Source organism: Kosakonia sp. S57 (assembly GCF_016516575.1).
In the GTDB taxonomy this organism is placed as follows: Bacteria; Pseudomonadota; Gammaproteobacteria; order Enterobacterales; family Enterobacteriaceae; genus Kosakonia; species Kosakonia cowanii.
The window spans coordinates 1-17,678 of record NZ_JACVUL010000023.1; the positions used below are offsets into that span (position 1 = coordinate 1).

16 protein-coding genes and 1 tRNA gene are annotated in these 17,678 nt (G+C 54.0%); 13 read left to right on the forward strand and 4 right to left on the reverse strand.

What is annotated here, in order from left to right; genetic code table 11:
* Positions 1 to 58 precede the first annotated feature (58 nt).
* Positions 59 to 134 (forward strand) — tRNA-Trp (locus IAE48_RS19335).
* 123 nt (positions 135 to 257) lie between these two features.
* Here IAE48_RS19335 and hdfR read toward each other — a convergent pair.
* Positions 258 to 1,079 carry an HTH-type transcriptional regulator HdfR gene (gene hdfR, locus IAE48_RS19340; protein WP_054803695.1) on the reverse strand — a complete coding sequence of 274 codons (822 nt, stop codon included), beginning with the start codon at positions 1,077 to 1,079 and terminating at the stop codon, positions 258 to 260.
* A gap of 118 nt (positions 1,080 to 1,197) precedes the next feature.
* Between hdfR and IAE48_RS19345 the strand changes: the two genes are divergently transcribed.
* Positions 1,198 to 1,536, forward strand: a complete 339-nt coding sequence (locus IAE48_RS19345; RefSeq protein WP_023479578.1) for a DUF413 domain-containing protein — start codon at positions 1,198 to 1,200, stop codon at positions 1,534 to 1,536.
* 26 nt (positions 1,537 to 1,562) lie between these two features.
* On the opposite strand, the gene IAE48_RS19350 is transcribed toward IAE48_RS19345, so the two are convergent.
* Entirely contained in the window at positions 1,563 to 3,083 is a 1,521-nt protein-coding gene (locus IAE48_RS19350) for a YifB family Mg chelatase-like AAA ATPase (RefSeq protein WP_200135318.1), read from the reverse strand.
* Positions 3,084 to 3,402: 319 nt separating this feature from the next.
* Between IAE48_RS19350 and ilvL the strand changes: the two genes are divergently transcribed.
* The 6 genes from ilvL (at position 3,403) to ilvA (ending at position 10,083) form a co-directional block, all read left to right on the forward strand.
* Positions 3,403 to 3,501: an ilv operon leader peptide gene (gene ilvL, locus IAE48_RS19355; RefSeq protein WP_200135319.1), complete on the forward strand. Its 99-nt coding sequence runs from the start codon at positions 3,403 to 3,405 to the stop codon at positions 3,499 to 3,501.
* Between the two features lie 138 nt (positions 3,502 to 3,639).
* Positions 3,640 to 5,286: an acetolactate synthase 2 catalytic subunit gene (ilvG, locus tag IAE48_RS19360; protein WP_200135320.1), complete on the forward strand. Its 1,647-nt coding sequence runs from the start codon at positions 3,640 to 3,642 to the stop codon at positions 5,284 to 5,286.
* Complete coding sequence (gene ilvM, locus IAE48_RS19365; RefSeq protein ID WP_023479554.1) at positions 5,283 to 5,552, forward strand: acetolactate synthase 2 small subunit; 270 nt, start codon at positions 5,283 to 5,285, stop codon at positions 5,550 to 5,552. The genes ilvG and ilvM overlap by 4 nt, the downstream gene beginning before the upstream one ends.
* 17 nt (positions 5,553 to 5,569) lie before the next feature.
* Positions 5,570 to 6,499: a branched-chain amino acid transaminase gene (locus tag IAE48_RS19370; RefSeq protein ID WP_200135321.1), complete on the forward strand. Its 930-nt coding sequence runs from the start codon at positions 5,570 to 5,572 to the stop codon at positions 6,497 to 6,499.
* 186 nt (positions 6,500 to 6,685) lie between these two features.
* Positions 6,686 to 8,536 carry a dihydroxy-acid dehydratase gene (ilvD, locus tag IAE48_RS19375; RefSeq protein ID WP_200135322.1) on the forward strand — a complete coding sequence of 617 codons (1,851 nt, stop codon included), beginning with the start codon at positions 6,686 to 6,688 and terminating at the stop codon, positions 8,534 to 8,536.
* Between the two features lie 2 nt (positions 8,537 to 8,538).
* Positions 8,539 to 10,083 carry a threonine ammonia-lyase, biosynthetic gene (gene ilvA, locus IAE48_RS19380; protein WP_200135354.1) on the forward strand — a complete coding sequence of 515 codons (1,545 nt, stop codon included), beginning with the start codon at positions 8,539 to 8,541 and terminating at the stop codon, positions 10,081 to 10,083.
* Here the strand turns inward: ilvA and ilvY are convergent.
* Positions 10,080 to 10,970, reverse strand: a complete 891-nt coding sequence (gene ilvY / locus IAE48_RS19385; RefSeq protein WP_042717919.1) for an HTH-type transcriptional activator IlvY — start codon at positions 10,968 to 10,970, stop codon at positions 10,080 to 10,082. The two genes, ilvA and ilvY, sit on opposite strands and share 4 nt — an antisense overlap.
* A gap of 153 nt (positions 10,971 to 11,123) precedes the next feature.
* On the opposite strand from ilvY, the gene ilvC reads away from it, so the two are divergent.
* Positions 11,124 to 12,599, forward strand: a complete 1,476-nt coding sequence (gene ilvC / locus IAE48_RS19390; RefSeq protein WP_023479616.1) for a ketol-acid reductoisomerase — start codon at positions 11,124 to 11,126, stop codon at positions 12,597 to 12,599.
* 50 nt (positions 12,600 to 12,649) lie between these two features.
* On the opposite strand, the gene ppiC is transcribed toward ilvC, so the two are convergent.
* Positions 12,650 to 12,931 carry a peptidylprolyl isomerase PpiC gene (gene ppiC, locus IAE48_RS19395; RefSeq protein ID WP_001140255.1) on the reverse strand — a complete coding sequence of 94 codons (282 nt, stop codon included), beginning with the start codon at positions 12,929 to 12,931 and terminating at the stop codon, positions 12,650 to 12,652.
* Positions 12,932 to 13,076: 145 nt separating this feature from the next.
* Between ppiC and rep the strand changes: the two genes are divergently transcribed.
* The 4 genes from rep (at position 13,077) to IAE48_RS19415 (ending at position 17,677) form a co-directional block, all read left to right on the forward strand.
* The gene (rep, locus tag IAE48_RS19400) at positions 13,077 to 15,098 is read left to right on the forward strand and encodes a DNA helicase Rep (RefSeq protein WP_042717921.1); all 2,022 of its coding nucleotides are present in this window, start codon (positions 13,077 to 13,079) and stop codon (positions 15,096 to 15,098) included.
* Between the two features lie 278 nt (positions 15,099 to 15,376).
* Positions 15,377 to 15,628, forward strand: a complete 252-nt coding sequence (locus tag IAE48_RS19405) for a phosphopantetheine-binding protein (RefSeq protein ID WP_200135323.1) — start codon at positions 15,377 to 15,379, stop codon at positions 15,626 to 15,628.
* A gap of 1 nt (position 15,629) precedes the next feature.
* Positions 15,630 to 16,904, forward strand: coding sequence for a beta-ketoacyl-[acyl-carrier-protein] synthase family protein (locus tag IAE48_RS19410; RefSeq protein ID WP_042717926.1), 1,275 nt, complete (start codon positions 15,630 to 15,632; stop codon positions 16,902 to 16,904).
* Positions 16,901 to 17,677, forward strand: coding sequence for a MaoC/PaaZ C-terminal domain-containing protein (locus tag IAE48_RS19415; protein WP_200135324.1), 777 nt, complete (start codon positions 16,901 to 16,903; stop codon positions 17,675 to 17,677). The genes IAE48_RS19410 and IAE48_RS19415 overlap by 4 nt, the downstream gene beginning before the upstream one ends.
* Position 17,678: the final 1 nt, after the last annotated feature.

Sequence of the window (17,678 nt, forward strand, 5' to 3'; positions counted from 1 at the left end):
CCTGCCTGTCACGCAGGGGGTCGCGGGTTCGAGTCCCGTCCGTTCCGCCACCCTAATTAGGGGCGTAGTTCAATTGGTAGAGCACCGGTCTCCAAAACCGGGTGTTGGGGGTTCGAGTCCCTCCGCCCCTGCCAGAAATAATCCTTAGCATCTGCTAAGGATTTTTTTTTGCCTTTTTTCAGGCAATTTCCTTCCTGAATTTGTACCTTGGCTACATTTCAAAAGATCTGAAGAGCGTCCTTGCCCTTCAGAACGCCCTATTCGATAACGTTAATCTTCAAAAGATCCTTTATCTGGTTCTGTTTATCACTGTTTTGCAGCCAAATCGCATATAACGGGCGAGACAATGTTTCTGTGTCCATCACAGGATAAAGACTCTCTTTCGGCTCAGCCCACGAAACCGGTAACCAGGTACAACCATTCAGTTTTGGTAATTGCTGATGGGCCACTTCCGCTGAACTGGTCGTTAAAGTCGGCACATCATCACTGGCGATCAACCCAGACTCATGCTGCTGAAAATCCGGCCCCCATTCCAGGCGCAAGTAATTGAGATCGCTTTTCTTCTTCTCTGGCTCGGCGCTATAGAGAGCAAGCGTGAAATGGCCTAATAACTGGCTGCTGAACTCATCCATCTTTGGCGTCTCGGTCGTTATCAATAAATCGAGTTGCCTCTCATGTAATTGTTTTACCAGAGATTGTCGTTGGGCAATGCGCGCTTCAAACTGAAGGTTATCTTGCAAATGGTAAAGCCGTGAGAGCCAGTCACTCAGCATGCATTCCCAAAGCGATGCGCTGGCACCAATTGAAAATTGATGGTGCCGCGAGGTATGCGCGACCTCTTTACGGGCGGCTTGCCAGGTACTCATAAGCGTTTCTGCATAGGGCAGCAGCTTCTCGCCGGCCGCGGTCAGGCGAATATTATTACGATGGCGGGTGAAGAGATTAACCCCCAGCTGGTTCTCCAGTTGGCGAATACGAAAGCTCACCGCGGATTGCGTCAGATAAAGTGCTTCCGCTGCGCGCCCGAAGTGACGAGTCCTGCTCACTTCGAGGAAAGTTTTTAACAATTCCGTATCCACTGTTTTCTCCGCAAAATTTTTTGTCGTAATGATTTAAATGTTTTGTTTTACACTCTGTCAAGCGTAACTAATACTCCGCGCCATAAATAGCTCGGCCAAAGAATTAGGAGCGTGCAGGATGGCGGAAAGCTTTACGACGACTAATCGTTTTTTCGACAATAAAAATTATCCTCGCGGGTTTTCCCGTCACGGTGATTTCACCATCAAAGAGGCGCAACTGCTTGAACGTCATGGTTATGCTTTTAACGAGCTGGAACTCGGCAAGCGTGAACCGGTGACTGAAGAAGAGAACCAGTTTGTTGCCGTTTGCCGTGGTGAGCGTGAACCCAACACGGAAGCTGAACGTGTATGGATCAAGTATATGGCACGTATTAAACGTCCGAAGCGTTTCCATACTCTCTCAGGTGGAAAACCGCAGATGGAAGGCGCGGAAGATTACACTGAATCCGAGGATTAAGAAAAAAGGGGCTACGGCCCCTTTTTTTATGCCAACATATTTTGCAGATGAATGAGTAGCCTGTCGATTGCCCGGTAACTTAACGCTTCCTGCAGATGTTCCCGGCGAATGGTTTCCTGTTTTTCAAGATCCGCGATGGTTCTGGCTACCTTCAATAACCGCTGCCAGGCGCGCACGGATAAACCCAGCCGTGTCAGCGTCTCTTCCAGCCATTTCCCATCTTCTTTCGTCAGTGCACAGAAGCGCCTGGTTTCACTGCTCTCCAGCTGCGCGTTGAGCTTATGCTGGCGTTGATGCTGTTGCGCCTGCGCCTCAACTACTCGCGCACGAACAGCATCGCTGCCTTCACCCCCTTGTTGAGGCTCACTCATTAAACCGCGTGTGGGCAACGGTATCTCAAGGGAGAGATCGAAGCGGTCGAGGAAAGGGCCGGATAACTTTCCCAGGTAACGTAATGTTTGCTCTGGCGAACAGCGATTATGTTTGCCCTGATAATGGCCGGTTGGGCTTGGATTCATAGCTGCGATCAATTGAAAGCGGGCGGGGAAAGTGACTTTTGCCCTGGTGCGTGAAATATGAATCTGCCCGGATTCAATTGGTTCACGTAATGCATCGAGAACACGGCGTTCAAACTCGGGGAGTTCATCAAGAAAAAGCACGCCATTATGCGCCAGAGAGATCTCGCCCGGTGCTGGTATCGATCCTCCACCAACCATGGCAGTTAATGAGGCGCTGTGGTGCGGCGATCGAAAGGGCCTGTGCTTCCAGTGACGGGTCAAGCTCGCGCTATTGATTAAGCTCATCACCGCCGCGCTCTCTAATGCTTCGGTATTAGAGAGCGGAGGAAGTAAGCCGCTCATTCGGCTGGCCAGCATGGTTTTCCCCGTACCCGGCGGGCCAATCAGAAGCAAGTTATGTCCTCCGGCCGCTGTAATTTCCAGCGCACGTTTCCCTTGCTCCTGACCGATAATGTCCCGCAAATCTTCTCTGCGCTCATCCTCCAGCTCAGCCAGGGGAGCAGGGTTCAACAACGTCTGTTTACCTTCCAGAAACGCACACACCTCCAGAAGATGATTCGCCACCAGGCACGCCTGGGTCTCAGCCAGACTCGCTTCCGCTTCGTTCTCTTTCGCAATAACAATTCGCCTGTTAGCCTTCACGGCTTCCATAACGCACGAGATAGCGCCGGGAACGCCGCGTAACGCGCCCGTAAGCGCTAACTCACCCACGAATTCGTAATGGTCGAGTGATGCCGCGTTCACCTGCTCAGAGGCTGCCAGGAGCGCGATAGCGATAGGTAAGTCATATCGTCCACCCTCCTTAGGGAGATCTGCGGGTGCCAGGTTAATGGTGATCCGCTTTGCGGGGAAATCATAACCACTATTGATAACGGCACTACGTACGCGATCCCGGGCCTCTTTCACCGTTGTCTCAGGCAGCCCGACAATGGTTAACCCCGGAAGCCCATTGCTGATATGGACTTCGACGGTCACAAGCGGCGCGGCGACACCTAATACCGCTCTTGTATAGATTACTGACAACGCCATAGACCCTCCTTGTCGATAGCATTATCTTGCCGCCTCCAGCTTGTTTCATCAGGCAGATATCGTTACTACGCGTTTGTTTCCAACATATCGCTGCAATTTCATATGTGTTTCCCCACGCTGGAAGGAAGATCGCACTTTGCTAACCAGACTATAAATCCTGAAATATTTTCACCTCATATTTTTGCTATATAAAACAAGCGCTTTTAAGTTAATCCTCTTGCCTGTCAAAAGAGGCGTCATAATTTTTTCTTGTGCCTCATTGCAAATCTGTGTTACCTCTTTAGGCATTCCTTCGAACATGAAGCAAGAACAGACAACTATGACAGCCCTTCTACGAGTGATTAGCCTTATCGTGATTAGCGTGGTGGTGATTCTTATCCCACCGTGCGGGGCTGCACTTGGACGAGGAAAGGCTTAAAAATCAAGCCTTAACGAACTAAGACCCCCGCACCGAAAGGTCCGGGGGTTTTTTTATCACCAAAAAACGCAAATCAGGAACAGAAATGAATATCAGCATAAAATTCTGTTTCTCACGATATTCGACGGGGATGTAGCTATGAATGGAGCACAATGGGTGGTACATGCGTTGCGAGCGCAGCAGGTCGATACGGTTTTCGGCTATCCTGGCGGTGCAATCATGCCGGTTTACGATGCGCTATATGACGGCGGCGTGGAACACCTATTGTGTCGGCATGAGCAGGGCGCGGCGATGGCGGCCATCGGTTATGCTCGCGCAACGGGTAAAACCGGCGTCTGCATCGCCACTTCTGGCCCTGGTGCGACAAACTTAATCACCGGTCTTGCGGATGCGCTGCTGGATTCCGTTCCGGTGGTGGCGATCACCGGGCAGGTTGCTGCGCCGCTGATTGGCACTGACGCTTTTCAGGAAGTGGATGTGCTGGGCATGTCCCTCTCCTGTACCAAACACAGCTTCCTGGTGGACTCCCTGGATGCGCTGCCGCGCGTGATGGCGGAAGCGTTTCATATCGCCAACTCCGGCCGCCCCGGCCCGGTGTTAGTTGATATCCCGAAAGATATTCAGCTCGCCGTCGGTAACTGGGAGCCTCACTTCGTTACTGAGCAAGAGGAGGTTGCATTTCCACAGGCTGAGGTTTATCAGGCCGCAGAGATGCTCGCTCAGGCGAAAAAACCGATGCTCTACGTTGGCGGCGGCGTTGGGATGGCGCAAGCGGTTCCCGCCCTGCGCGCGTTCCTGGCAGAAACGAACATGCCGATTGCCTGCACGTTGAAAGGCTTAGGCGCGGTAGCATCTGACTACCCCTATTATCTTGGTATGCTGGGCATGCACGGCACGAAAGCGGCTAACTTTGCCGTACAGGAGTGTGATTTGCTGATTGCCGTTGGCGCGCGTTTTGATGATCGTGTGACCGGCAAACTGAACACCTTCGCGCCTCATGCTCGCGTTATCCATATGGATATCGACCCGGCAGAGATGAGCAAGCTGCGCCAGGCGCACGTTGCCTTGCAGGGCGATTTAAATGCGCTGCTCCCTGCGCTGCAACAGCAGTTGGCGATCGATGAGTGGCGTCAATACTGTGCCGATCTGCGCCACGAGCATGCCTGGCGCTACGATCACCCCGGCGAGGCGATCTATGCTCCGCTGCTGTTAAAGCAGCTTTCCGATCGCAAAGCGGAAAATAGCGTCGTGACGACAGATGTTGGCCAGCATCAGATGTGGGCTGCCCAGCACCTGAGCTTCACCCGTCCGGAAAATTTCATCACCTCCAGCGGCTTAGGCACCATGGGCTTTGGCCTGCCCGCCGCCGTTGGCGCGCAGGTTGCGCGTCCGGAGGATACGGTAATCTGTATCTCCGGTGACGGCTCCTTCATGATGAATGTGCAGGAGCTGGGCACCGTAAAACGCAAGCAGTTACCGCTGAAGATCGTTTTACTCGATAACCAGCGATTAGGAATGGTTCGCCAATGGCAGCAGTTGTTCTTCAATGAGCGTTACAGTGAAACCACCCTGACCGATAACCCCGATTTCCTCATGCTGGCCAACGCCTTCGGCATCCCAGGCCAACACATTACCCGTAAAGACCAGGTTGAAGCGGCACTTGACGCAATGCTCTCAAGCGATGGGCCCTATCTGCTTCATGTCTCGATCGACGAACTCGAGAATGTCTGGCCGCTGGTGCCGCCCGGTGCCAGTAACTCACAAATGCTGGAGAAATTATCATGATGCACCATGACGTCGCTGTTGAAGCCCGCTTTAATCCGGAAACCTTAGAACGCGTGCTGCGCGTAGTGCGCCACCGTGGCTTTCAGGTATGTGCCATGAACATGGAAACGGCCTGCGATGCGCGCAACATAAATATTGAATTGACCGTTGCCAGCCCGCGGCCTGTCGAATTACTGTTTAGCCAGTTGAGCAAACTTGTCGACGTTGCCAGGGTCGATATCCGGCAGCGCGCTACATCATCATCATCACAACAAATCCGCGCGTAAGCGCAAAAGGAAGCATAATGACGACGAAAAAAGCAGACTACATTTGGTCCAATGGCGAGATGGTACGTTGGGAAGACGCGAAAGTTCACGTAATGTCTCACGCATTGCACTACGGTACGTCTGTGTTTGAAGGTATTCGCTGCTACGACTCCTACAAAGGGCCGGTTGTTTTCCGCCATCGTGAGCATATGCAACGTCTGCGCGACTCCGCCAAAATCTACCGCTTCCCGGTCTCCCAGAGCGTTGACGATCTGATGGAAGCGTGCCGCGCGGTGATCCGCAAAAATAATCTGACCAGCGCCTATATCCGTCCGCTGGTGTTTGTCGGTGATGTTGGCATGGGCGTTAACCCGCCGGCAGACTACACCACCGATGTCATCATCGCCGCCTTCCCGTGGGGCGCCTATCTGGGCGCAGAAGCGCTGGATCAGGGCATTGATGCGATGGTCTCCTCCTGGAATCGCGTAGCACCGAACACTATTCCAACTGCTGCGAAAGCGGGCGGTAACTATCTCTCCTCCCTGCTGGTCGGTAGCGAAGCTCGCCGCCATGGTTATCAAGAAGGTATCGCGCTGGACGTTCACGGTTATATCTCTGAAGGTGCGGGCGAAAACCTCTTCGAAGTGAAAGATGGCATCCTGTTTACCCCGCCGTTCACCTCCTCTGCGCTGCCGGGTATTACCCGCGACGCCATCATCAAGCTGGCAAAAGATCTCGGTATCGAAGTGCGCGAGCAGGTGTTGTCTCGCGAATCGCTCTACCTGGCTGACGAAGTATTTATGTCCGGCACAGCGGCTGAAATCACGCCGGTGCGCAGCGTCGATGGTATTCAGGTTGGCGAAGGCCGCTGCGGCCCGGTTACCAAACGTATTCAGCAAGCATTCTTTGGCCTCTTCACCGGTGAAACGGAAGATAAATGGGGCTGGTTGGATCAAGTTAATCCATAAATACCCGTCATACTTCAGGTTGTCGGTGTGTTGGCGACACGCGTTCAGCCCAGTTATTTACTGATGTAAGTTCCTGGGAATTCGCTCGCTTGTCGCCTTCCTGCAACCCGAATTATTTAGGGTAGAGCAAATAAATATGGGATGGCACGCACCATCCCATCGACAAGAGAGACGGGAGTAAAGAGCATGCCTAAGTATCGTTCCGCCACCACCACACATGGGCGCAATATGGCGGGCGCCCGCGCGCTGTGGCGCGCTACCGGAATGACCGATGACGATTTCGGTAAGCCGATCATTGCCGTCGTCAACTCGTTTACCCAGTTTGTGCCAGGCCACGTTCACCTGCGCGATCTCGGTAAGCTGGTTGCGGAGCAGATCGAAGTCGCAGGCGGCGTGGCGAAAGAGTTTAATACCATCGCCGTGGATGACGGCATCGCCATGGGTCACGGCGGCATGCTTTACTCTCTGCCTTCGCGCGAACTGATCGCCGACTCCGTTGAATATATGGTGAATGCCCACTGCGCCGACGCGATGGTGTGCATCTCCAACTGCGACAAAATCACCCCGGGGATGTTGATGGCCTCTCTGCGCCTCAACGTTCCGGTCATTTTTGTCTCCGGCGGCCCGATGGAAGCCGGGAAAACCAAACTCTCCGACCAGATCATCAAACTCGATCTGGTGGATGCGATGATTCAGGGCGCTGACCCGAAAGTCTCCGACGATCAGAGCGAGCAGGTTGAACGCTCTGCCTGCCCGACCTGCGGCTCCTGCTCCGGCATGTTTACCGCCAACTCGATGAACTGCCTGACTGAAGCGCTCGGCCTGTCGCAGCCGGGTAACGGTTCGCTGCTGGCTACCCACGCCGATCGCAAAGAGCTCTTTATCAACGCCGGCAAACGCATTGTTGAGCTGACCAAACGTTACTACGAGCAGGATGATGAAACCGCGCTGCCGCGCGCGATCGCCTGCAAAGAAGCGTTTGAAAACGCCATGACGCTGGATATCGCCATGGGTGGCTCCACCAATACCGTGCTGCACCTGCTGGCAGCAGCGCAGGAAGCGGAAATTGATTTCACCATGAGTGATATTGATCGTCTCTCCCGCCATGTGCCGCAGCTGTGCAAAGTGGCACCGAGCACACAGAAGTACCACATGGAAGATGTTCACCGCGCGGGCGGCGTGCTGGGCATTCTGGGCGAGCTGGATCGCGCCGGGCTGCTCAACCGTGAGGTGAAAAACGTACTCGGCCTGACGCTGCCGCAGACGCTGGAAAAATATGATGTGATGCTGACCCAGGACGAGGCGGTGAAAACCATGTTCCGCGCGGGTCCGGCAGGCATCCGCACCACCCAGGCGTTCTCGCAGAATTGCCGCTGGGATACGCTGGATGACGATCGCGCCGAAGGGTGTATCCGCTCCCTTGAGCATGCTTACAGCCAGGAGGGCGGCCTGGCGGTGCTGTACGGCAACTTCGCGGAGAACGGCTGTATCGTCAAGACCGCAGGCGTTGATGACAGCAACCTGACCTTTACCGGCCCGGCGAAAGTGTATGAAAGCCAGGATGCAGCGGTTGAAGCGATCCTTGGCGGGAAAGTGGTCGCGGGCGATGTGGTGGTTATTCGTTATGAAGGGCCGAAAGGCGGGCCGGGCATGCAAGAGATGCTCTATCCGACCAGCTTCCTGAAATCAATGGGCCTCGGCAAAGCGTGCGCGCTGATCACCGACGGTCGTTTCTCCGGCGGCACCTCTGGCCTCTCTATCGGCCACGTTTCACCGGAAGCTGCCAGCGGCGGCAATATCGGTCTGATTGAGGATGGCGACATCATCGCAATTGATATCCCGAACCGCGGCATCCAGCTGCAGCTGAGTGACCGCGATCTGGCGGCCCGCCGCGAAGCGCAGGAAGCCCGTGGCGATAAAGCCTGGACCCCGGTTAACCGTGAGCGTCAGGTCTCCTTTGCGCTGCGTGCTTACGCCACTCTCGCTACCAGTGCGGATAAAGGCGCAGTACGCGACAAATCCAAACTGGGAGGTTAATGATGGCCGACGCCCAACCTCTCTCTGCCGCCCCCGAAGGGGCGGAGTATCTGCGCGCCGTGCTGCGCGCGCCGGTCTATGAAGTGGCACAGGTCACGCCGCTGCAGAAGATGGAGAAGATCTCTGCCCGGCTGGATAACGTTGTGCTGGTGAAGCGGGAAGACCGCCAGCCGGTGCACAGCTTTAAGCTGCGCGGGGCCTACGCGATGATTGCTGGCCTGAGCGCAGAGCAGAAAGCCCACGGCGTGATCACCGCTTCGGCGGGCAACCACGCCCAGGGCGTGGCGCTATCATCCACCCGGCTCGGTATCAAATCGCTGATTGTGATGCCGGTCGCAACGGCAGATATCAAAGTCGATGCGGTGCGCGCGTTTGGCGGCGAAGTGCTGCTCTATGGCGCAAACTTTGACGAAGCGAAGGCCAAAGCGATTGCCCTTTCACAGCAGCAGGGCTACACCTTTGTGCCGCCGTTCGATCATCCGATGGTGATTGCCGGTCAGGGTACGCTGGCGCTGGAGCTGTTGCAGCAGGATGCGCATATCGATCGCATCTTTGTGCCGGTCGGCGGCGGTGGGTTGGCGGCGGGCGTCGCGGTATTGATTAAACAGCTGATGCCGCAAATCAAAGTGATTGCTGTTGAAGCGGAAGATTCCGCCTGCCTGAAGGCGGCTCTGGACGCCGGTTATCCGGTCGACCTGCCGCGCGTGGGGCTGTTTGCCGAAGGCGTGGCGGTCAAACGCATCGGTGATGAGACCTTCCGGCTCTGCCAGGCTTATCTTGATGACATCATCACCGTTGATAGCGATGCTATCTGCGCGGCAATGAAAGATCTGTTTGAAGATGTCCGCGCGGTGGCGGAACCGTCAGGCGCACTGGCGCTGGCGGGGATGAAAAAGTATATCGCCAAACATAACATTCGCGGCGAGCGGCTGGCGCATGTGCTCTCCGGCGCGAACGTCAATTTCCACGGCCTGCGCTATGTTTCCGAGCGCTGTGAGCTGGGCGAACAGCGCGAAGCGCTGCTGGCGGTCACCATTCCGGAAGAGAAGGGCAGCTTCCTCAAATTCTGCCAACTGCTGGGCGGCCGCTCGGTGACGGAATTTAACTACCGTTTTGCGGATGCGAAGGATGCCTGCATTTTTGTCGGCGTGCGCCTGAGCCGCGGGCTGGAAGAGCGCAAAGAGATCCTCGCTCTGCTGCATGAAGGCGGCTACAGCGTGGTGGATCTCTCCGATGATGAGATGGCGAAGCTGCACGTGCGCTATATGGTGGGTGGGCGCCCGTCTAAGCCGTTGCAGGAGCGTCTTTACAGCTTCGAGTTCCCGGAGTCGCCGGGCGCACTGCTGAAATTCCTGCATACGCTAGGCACGCACTGGAATATCTCGCTGTTCCATTACCGCAGCCACGGCACCGATTACGGGCGCGTGCTGGCGGCGTTTGAGCTGGGTGAGCATGAGCCGGATTTCGAAACCCGGCTTAATGAACTGGGCTATGAGTGTCACGATGAGACCCATAACCCGGCGTTTCGCTTCTTCCTCGCCGGTTAATGTCCCGGCAGGATCTGCCAGAACGCGTTAATAAGCGGCTCATGCAGCCGCTTTTTTTGTGCGCAGACGCCAAGCTCGAACGGCGTTTTTTCATCGCTACGCTCAAGGATCATCACGCGGTTGCGCACCGGTTCAGGGCTATTCTCCAGTACCACTTCCGGGATTAGCGCCACGCCACAGCCCAGCGCAACCATCGAAACCATCGCTTCGTGGCCGCCGACGGTGGCATAAATCGACGGGTTGCTGATTTTATGGCGGCGGAACCAGAGCTCAATACGGCGGCGCACCGGCCCCTGATCCGGCAGAATAAATGGCACCGTCGACCAGTCCGGATCGGGCTGCGAGACCTGGTTGCGTACCGGGCAGGGCAGCGCCGGGGCAATCAGCACGACTGCAAGATTCTCCAGCATTGAAAAGGCTACGGCGCCCGGCAACGTCTCCGGTTTGCCGGCAATCGCCAGATCCGCTTCGCCGGTCACCACTTTTTCCATCGCATCGGCGGCATCGCCGGTAGAGAGCTTAATCTCCACCGACGGGTGTTCCGCGCGAAAGCGATCGAGTATCGGCGGTAAATGGCTGTACGCCGCGGTCACGGAACAGAAGAGATGCAGTTCGCCGGAGAGCGACGGGCCTTGCTGATCGAGAGTGTGCCGCAGCTGCTGATACTGCAATAACGTCTGCTGGGCAAAAACCCGCAGCTCTTCGCCCGCTTCGGTCAGCGTGACGGTGCGGTTATCACGCACAAAGAGCGGTTGGCCGAGATCTTCTTCCAGCCGCTGGATCTGGCGCGATAGTGTCGAGGGGCTGACGTGCATGGCGCGCGCACTGCGGCCAAAATGGCGGCTCTCCGCCAGGTGCAGAAACATTTTCAGATCGCGTAAATCCATGAGACCCGCTCCACAAAATTACATTGCAAAAATTGCAATGTCACATTGTTAATATATCAATTTAAGCAACGCATTTCCTGACATATAGTGGGTTCAACCTCGCGCAACAGCGAATCGAACAATAAGCACGACACAACATCTACGGAGTACACCATGGCTAACTACTTTAATACACTGAACCTGCGCCAGCAGCTGGCGCAGCTGGGCAAATGTCGCTTTATGACGCGTGAAGAATTTGCTGATGGCGCAAGCTACCTTCAGGGTAAAAAAGTGGTCATCGTCGGCTGTGGCGCACAGGGTCTCAACCAGGGGCTGAATATGCGTGACTCCGGTCTGGATATCGCTTACGCCCTGCGTGCAGAAGCCATTGCTGAGAAGCGCGCCTCCTGGCGTAAAGCAACAGAAAACGGTTTTAAAGTCGGCACTTACGAAGAGTTGATCCCGCAGGCGGATCTGGTGGTGAACCTGACGCCGGACAAACAGCACTCTGACGTTGTGCGTACGGTTCAGCCGCTGATGAAAGATGGCGCGGCGCTTGGTTACTCTCACGGTTTCAACATCGTCGAAGTGGGCGAGCAGATCCGTAAAGATATCACCGTAGTAATGGTGGCACCGAAGTGTCCGGGTACCGAAGTGCGCGAAGAGTATAAGCGTGGTTTCGGCGTGCCGACGCTGATTGCGGTTCACCCGGAAAACGATCCGAAAGGCGAAGGCATGGCGATTGCCAAAGCCTGGGCCGCAGCGACCGGCGGTCATCGCGCTGGCGTGCTGGAATCCTCCTTCGTTGCCGAAGTGAAATCTGACCTGATGGGCGAGCAGACTATCCTCTGCGGCATGTTGCAGGCGGGTTCGCTGCTCTGCTTTGACAAGCTGGTGGCGGAAGGTACCGATCCGGCTTATGCGGAAAAACTGATTCAGTTTGGCTGGGAGACCATCACCGAAGCGCTGAAGCAGGGCGGTATCACACTGATGATGGATCGACTCTCCAACCCGGCCAAACTGCGTGCTTACGCGCTCTCCGAGCAGCTGAAAGGCATTATGGCGCCGCTGTTCCAGAAGCATATGGATGACATCATCTCCGGCGAATTCTCCTCCGGCATGATGGCAGACTGGGCGAACGACGATAAGAAACTGCTGACCTGGCGTGAAGAGACCGGTAAAACCGCGTTTGAAACCGCGCCGCAGTATGAAGGCAAAATCAGCGAGCAGGAGTACTTCGACAAAGGCGTACTGATGATCGCGATGGTGAAAGCGGGTGTTGAGCTGGCATTCGAAACCATGGTCGCTTCCGGCATCATCGAAGAGTCGGCTTACTACGAGTCTCTGCACGAGCTGCCGCTGATCGCCAATACCATCGCGCGTAAGCGTCTGTACGAAATGAACGTGGTGATCTCCGATACCGCCGAGTACGGTAACTACCTCTTCTCATACGCCTGTGTGCCGCTGCTGAAAGAGTTTATGACCACGCTGCAGACCGGCGACCTGGGCAAAGCGATTGCTGAAGGTGCGGTAGATAACGCGCAGCTGCGCGATGTGAATGAAGCGATTCGCAGCCATGAGATTGAGAAAGTGGGTCACAAACTGCGTGGGTATATGAAAGATATGAAGCGTATTGCCGTCGCAGGCTGATTTTCGCAGAACAGAAACAGAAGCCCGGTAAATGCTACCGGGCTTTTTTATTAGTTGCGGTACAGCACTTTGATGATGTGGTAACCGAACTGGGTGTGCAGCGGGCCGGTTGGCTCCAGCACCGGGCAGGAGAAGACCACTTTATCGAACGCCGGAACCATCTGGCCCTGGCGGAATTCACCTAAGTGACCGCCCTTTTTGCCTGACGGGCAGATAGAGTGTTTTTTCGCCAGCTTCTCGAAATCGCCGCCGTTTTTGATCTGCTCCAGCAGGTCCAGCGCCAGTTTCTCTTCTTTAACAAGGATATGCAGTGCTGCTGCGGTTTTTGCCATGATCGTGCCTTGAGTGAGGTTATTGAGGCTGGCTATACTACCACGCCTTTATACACTTCGGCCTTCAGCCTGCCTCTTTGTTGGCCCGTCGTCGCCTTGCCGAATCGGTGTATTTTCCCTGACTTTCATTGAGTGATGTTTCTTTATGCGTTTAAACCCCGGACAACAACAAGCCGTCGAATTTGTCACCGGACCTTGCCTGGTGCTTGCAGGCGCGGGATCCGGTAAAACACGCGTGATCACTAATAAGATCGCCCACCTGATCCGCGGCTGCGGCTATCAGGCGAAGCATATTGCCGCCGTCACCTTTACCAATAAAGCGGCGCGCGAAATGAAAGAGCGCGTGGCACAGACGTTGGGGCGTAAAGAGGCGCGCGGCTTGATGATCTCAACTTTCCATACGCTGGGCCTGACCATCATCAAGCGTGAGTATGCTGCGCTGGGCATGAAAGCCAATTTCTCACTGTTTGACGATACCGATCAGGTAGCGTTGCTCAAGGATCTTACCGAAGGGGTGATCGATGACGATAAGGTCGTGCTGCAACAGCTGATCTCAACGATCTCCAACTGGAAAAACGATCTGCTGACGCCGCAGCAGGCTGCCGCGCAGGCGGCGGGCGAACGGGATCGCATTTTCGCGCACTGCTATGGTCTCTACGACGCGCATATGAAGGCGTGTAACGTTCTCGACTTTGACGATCTGATTTTGCTGCCGACGCTGCTGTTACAGCGCAATGAAGAGGTGCGCGAGCGCTGGCAGAACAAAATCCGCTATCTGCTGGTGGATGAGTATCAGGACACCAACACCAGCCAGTATGAGCTGGTAAAACTGCTGGTTGGCCAGCGCGCGCGCTTTACGGTGGTAGGGGATGACGATCAGTCGATCTACTCCTGGCGTGGTGCGCGACCGCAAAACCTCGTTCTGTTAAGCCAGGATTTCCCTGCGTTACAGGTGGTGAAGCTGGAGCAGAACTACCGATCTTCCGGGCGCATTCTGAAAGCGGCCAACATCCTGATTGCCAATAACCCGCACGTTTTTGAAAAGCGGCTCTTTTCGGAACTGGGCTACGGCACCGAGTTGAAAGTCCTCAGCGCCAACCATGAAGAGCATGAGGCCGAGCGCGTCACCGGCGAGCTGATCGCCCATCACTTTATCAATAAAACGCAATATAAGGATTATGCGATCCTCTATCGCGGCAACCACCAGTCGCGCGTGTTTGAAAAATTCCTGATGCAGAACCGTATTCCTTACAAAATTTCCGGCGGCACCTCATTCTTCTCGCGCCCGGAAATTAAGGATCTGCTCGCTTACCTGCGCGTACTTACCAATAGCGATGATGACAGCGCTTTTCTGCGCATCGTTAATACGCCGAAGCGCGAGATTGGTTCCGCGACGCTGCAAAAACTGGGCGAATGGGCGATGGTGCGCAATAAGAGCCTGTTTGCCGCCAGCTTTGATGTCGGCCTCAACCAGACGCTCACCGGGCGTGGTTATGAAGCGTTAACGCGCTTTACCCAATGGTTAGGCGAAATCCAGCGGCTGGCGGAGCGCGAACCGATCGCCGCAGTGCGCGATTTAATCCACGGCATTGATTACGAATCCTGGCTATTTGAAACCTCGCCCAGCCCGAAAGCCGCTGAGATGCGGATGAAAAACGTCAATACGCTGTTTGGCTGGATGACGGAGATGCTCGAAGGCAATGAGCTGGATGAAGCAATGACGCTGGCCGAAGTGGTCACGCGTTTTACCCTGCGCGATATGATGGAGCGCGGCGAAAGCGATGATGAAGCGGATCAGGTGCAGTTAATGACCCTTCACGCTTCAAAAGGCCTCGAATTTCCCTATGTCTTTTTAGTCGGCATGGAGGAGGGGCTGTTACCGCACCAGAGCAGTATTGATGAGGATAACGTCGACGAAGAGCGACGTCTGGCTTATGTAGGCATTACCCGCGCACAAAAAGAGCTGATCTTTACCCTGTGCAAAGAGCGTCGCCAGTATGGCGAGCTGGTGCGCCCGGAGCCGAGCCGTTTCTTGCTGGAGCTGCCGCAGGACGATCTTATTTGGGAGCAGGAGCGTAAAGTTATCAGCGCTGAAGAGCGGATGCATAAAGGCCAGGCGAACGTCGCTAATATTCGTGCCATGCTGGCTAAAGCGAAAGGCCAATAAAATAAGCGGAAGCTTCCCGAATAATCATCAGGAAGCTTCTGTTTTTATTTCTTTAAATATTATTCGGAAATTTATTTTCTATTGAAGCATATTTATTGCATGCTTCATTTTCTTCATTATTAATCGTGACCCTCTTCTCACTCTTATTAAATGTAGAGATATATCTCGTATAATCTTTGACATTATCAAATGGCGCTTGTAGTTTAATTTATGTCACACCTCTGCTGTATATCAGTTATTTATATTTATTGTCTAAACATGTTTATAAGGATATGAATATGAGCGAAAACCTCGATCATTTTCTTCGGTCGTTAATTGATAAGCTAACGGATTATGATATCGCAGAGCTTAATCAGGATACCCCCCTCGAAGCGCTGGAACTGGTTAGCCTTGATTTTGTGACAATTAAAGTCGAAGCGAAAACAGTGCTCGGCATTGATATCGATTTGAATGCATTAGCCCAGTCGCAGGCTGAAACCTACGGCGATTTAATCCGCTATTTGCAAAAGAACGTTTTTCAGGGGGAATAAAATGGATGCTGTTGCACATCACGGACAACGCGTTGTTATTACCGGCTATGGCGCCATTTGCTCATTAGGCGAGAATAGCGAGCAAATATGGCAAGCGATACGCGATAAAAAATCAGGTTATGAAATATGGGACGACCCGGGAAAAGGCGTCGGTGCTAAATTTTTCGGTCGGGTAACTTCTCCCCTTAATCTCTCCCGCTTCTCCAGAAAAGTCCTTAAAAACGCCCCGCGTTTTGCCGAGTTTGGCCTGATTGCCGCAGATGAGACCATCACCATGGCGTTCGGCAACGAGCAGGATATTTTCTCCCACTACGATCCATGCGACTGTGGCGTCATCTTTGGTACCGGCTGGGCGGGGTTTGATTGCTCAACTATCAACTATTACGCCTATTCCGATCCCCATTCGCTGACCGCATCGGCGCACAGCTGTTTTCACTCGATGCCGAGCATCGGCACCTCACTTATCACCGTCAACTGGAAGCTCAGGGGCTATCAAAATAGCCCGGTTGCTGCTTGTGCCACGGGCAATATCGCCATCGGCGATGCCTATGAAATTATCCGCAGTGGAAAAGCGCGCATGATGATTGCCGGCGGCGGCGAAAGCCTGATGCAGCCTTTCACCGTCTGGTCTGTCGATATTCTTGGTGCCTTGTCGAAAGAGCAGCAGGATGTTGTTAAGGCCTGCTGTCCTTTCAGCCTCGACCGAAGCGGGTTTATCCTCTCCGAGGGCGCTGCAACCGTCTGTCTTGAGCGGCTGGAAGATGCGCTGGCGCGTAATGCGACTATCTACGGTGAAGTGGTGGGCTATGCGAATCATAGCGATGCTTACGTTAATCTCACCGCGCCTGCGCCCGATCTTATTGGCAGAGTGACCACTATCCAGCGGGCGATGGCGTATGCCGGGCTTGGGGTTGAGGATATTGACTATATCAATGCCCACGGTACCTCGACGCCGATGAATGATTACAACGAAACGCTGGTATTAAAAGAGGTGTTTGGCGAGCGGGCGCAGGCTATTCCGGTTTCCAGCACCAAATCTTATACGGGCCATCTTATTGCCGCGGCTGGTGGGGCGGAAACGATATTCTGCCTGAAAAGTATGGCCGATCGGATGATCCCGGCGACGATAAATCTTCAACGGCCAGACCCGAAGTGCGATCTCAACTATGTCCCGAATGACCATCTGTTCGGTCAGAAATTAGATCACGTCGTGAATGTGAATTACGGCTTTGGTGGGGCAAACAGCTGCCTGGTACTGAAGAGGTTCTCCGCATGATAAGACGCTATGGGGCGCAGGATATCGAGCGATGGGCGCAATTTTCCGGCGATCGCAATCGTGTTCACTTCGATAAAGCCTTTGCCATAAAAAATGGCCTGAAAGATATTATCGTGCAGGGCATGCTCACTTTGCTTGATGCGAAGTTACTGCTGGCAGAGAGCCTCGGGCAAACCTCTATGCTCCATTTCTATATTAAAAAGCCGGTGCCGATAGATACGGACATTGAGATAAGCGTGAAGGGTGACGAGGAGAGGAAAAGTGTCTCGGTTAAAGTGGGGGGTGATCCGCAGAATATCGCTATTACCGCGGCGGTGATGCCGCAAAAGCCGCCGGATCCCCCCGTATGCGCCTCTCCTGTGGCAGTCAGCGGGCAAACTATCCAGACGCATCTTGCACAATTGAGAGCCTGTTATCCGCACATCACCCATCAATGGGTCATGTTTGATACGTTGCTCTTTTCAATTTGTTTTAATCAACGGAAAGATGACTACTTTAAAAAGCAGGCTGAGAAAATAGCTAAACATCATCCTTTAGAAAATATTACGACCTATCATGTGGCGAATAAGATTTTTATTCACCAGCGATTAATTACCGGCGGCGAATTAAACTATTCTCACCTCCAGTATCTGGTCGAAGATAAAGATATTTATATCGATAAGGATTCTGCTTACAACACCTTTACTATTCATGTGCTGGAGAATAATGAGATTATTTTCCAGTCCTCTATCGATTGTTTAACCAGAATTTACGATCGCTCGCAGGAAAGTTAAA

What these genes read in the sequence shown, in the direction of transcription:
- IAE48_RS19345 (WP_023479578.1), top strand. Translation starts at nt 1,198, where the DNA reads ATGGCGGAAAGCTTTACGACGACTAATCGTTTTTTCGACAATAAAAAT.
- IAE48_RS19350 (WP_200135318.1), bottom strand. Translation starts at nt 3,083, where the DNA reads ATGGCGTTGTCAGTAATCTATACAAGAGCGGTATTAGGTGTCGCCGCG.
- ilvL (WP_200135319.1), top strand. Translation starts at nt 3,403, where the DNA reads ATGACAGCCCTTCTACGAGTGATTAGCCTTATCGTGATTAGCGTGGTG.
- ilvG (WP_200135320.1), top strand. Translation starts at nt 3,640, where the DNA reads ATGAATGGAGCACAATGGGTGGTACATGCGTTGCGAGCGCAGCAGGTC.
- ilvM (WP_023479554.1), top strand. Translation starts at nt 5,283, where the DNA reads ATGATGCACCATGACGTCGCTGTTGAAGCCCGCTTTAATCCGGAAACC.
- IAE48_RS19370 (WP_200135321.1), top strand. Translation starts at nt 5,570, where the DNA reads ATGACGACGAAAAAAGCAGACTACATTTGGTCCAATGGCGAGATGGTA.
- ilvD (WP_200135322.1), top strand. Translation starts at nt 6,686, where the DNA reads ATGCCTAAGTATCGTTCCGCCACCACCACACATGGGCGCAATATGGCG.
- ilvA (WP_200135354.1), top strand. Translation starts at nt 8,539, where the DNA reads ATGGCCGACGCCCAACCTCTCTCTGCCGCCCCCGAAGGGGCGGAGTAT.
- ilvY (WP_042717919.1), bottom strand. Translation starts at nt 10,970, where the DNA reads ATGGATTTACGCGATCTGAAAATGTTTCTGCACCTGGCGGAGAGCCGC.
- ilvC (WP_023479616.1), top strand. Translation starts at nt 11,124, where the DNA reads ATGGCTAACTACTTTAATACACTGAACCTGCGCCAGCAGCTGGCGCAG.
- ppiC (WP_001140255.1), bottom strand. Translation starts at nt 12,931, where the DNA reads ATGGCAAAAACCGCAGCAGCACTGCATATCCTTGTTAAAGAAGAGAAA.
- rep (WP_042717921.1), top strand. Translation starts at nt 13,077, where the DNA reads ATGCGTTTAAACCCCGGACAACAACAAGCCGTCGAATTTGTCACCGGA.
- IAE48_RS19405 (WP_200135323.1), top strand. Translation starts at nt 15,377, where the DNA reads ATGAGCGAAAACCTCGATCATTTTCTTCGGTCGTTAATTGATAAGCTA.
- IAE48_RS19410 (WP_042717926.1), top strand. Translation starts at nt 15,630, where the DNA reads ATGGATGCTGTTGCACATCACGGACAACGCGTTGTTATTACCGGCTAT.
- IAE48_RS19415 (WP_200135324.1), top strand. Translation starts at nt 16,901, where the DNA reads ATGATAAGACGCTATGGGGCGCAGGATATCGAGCGATGGGCGCAATTT.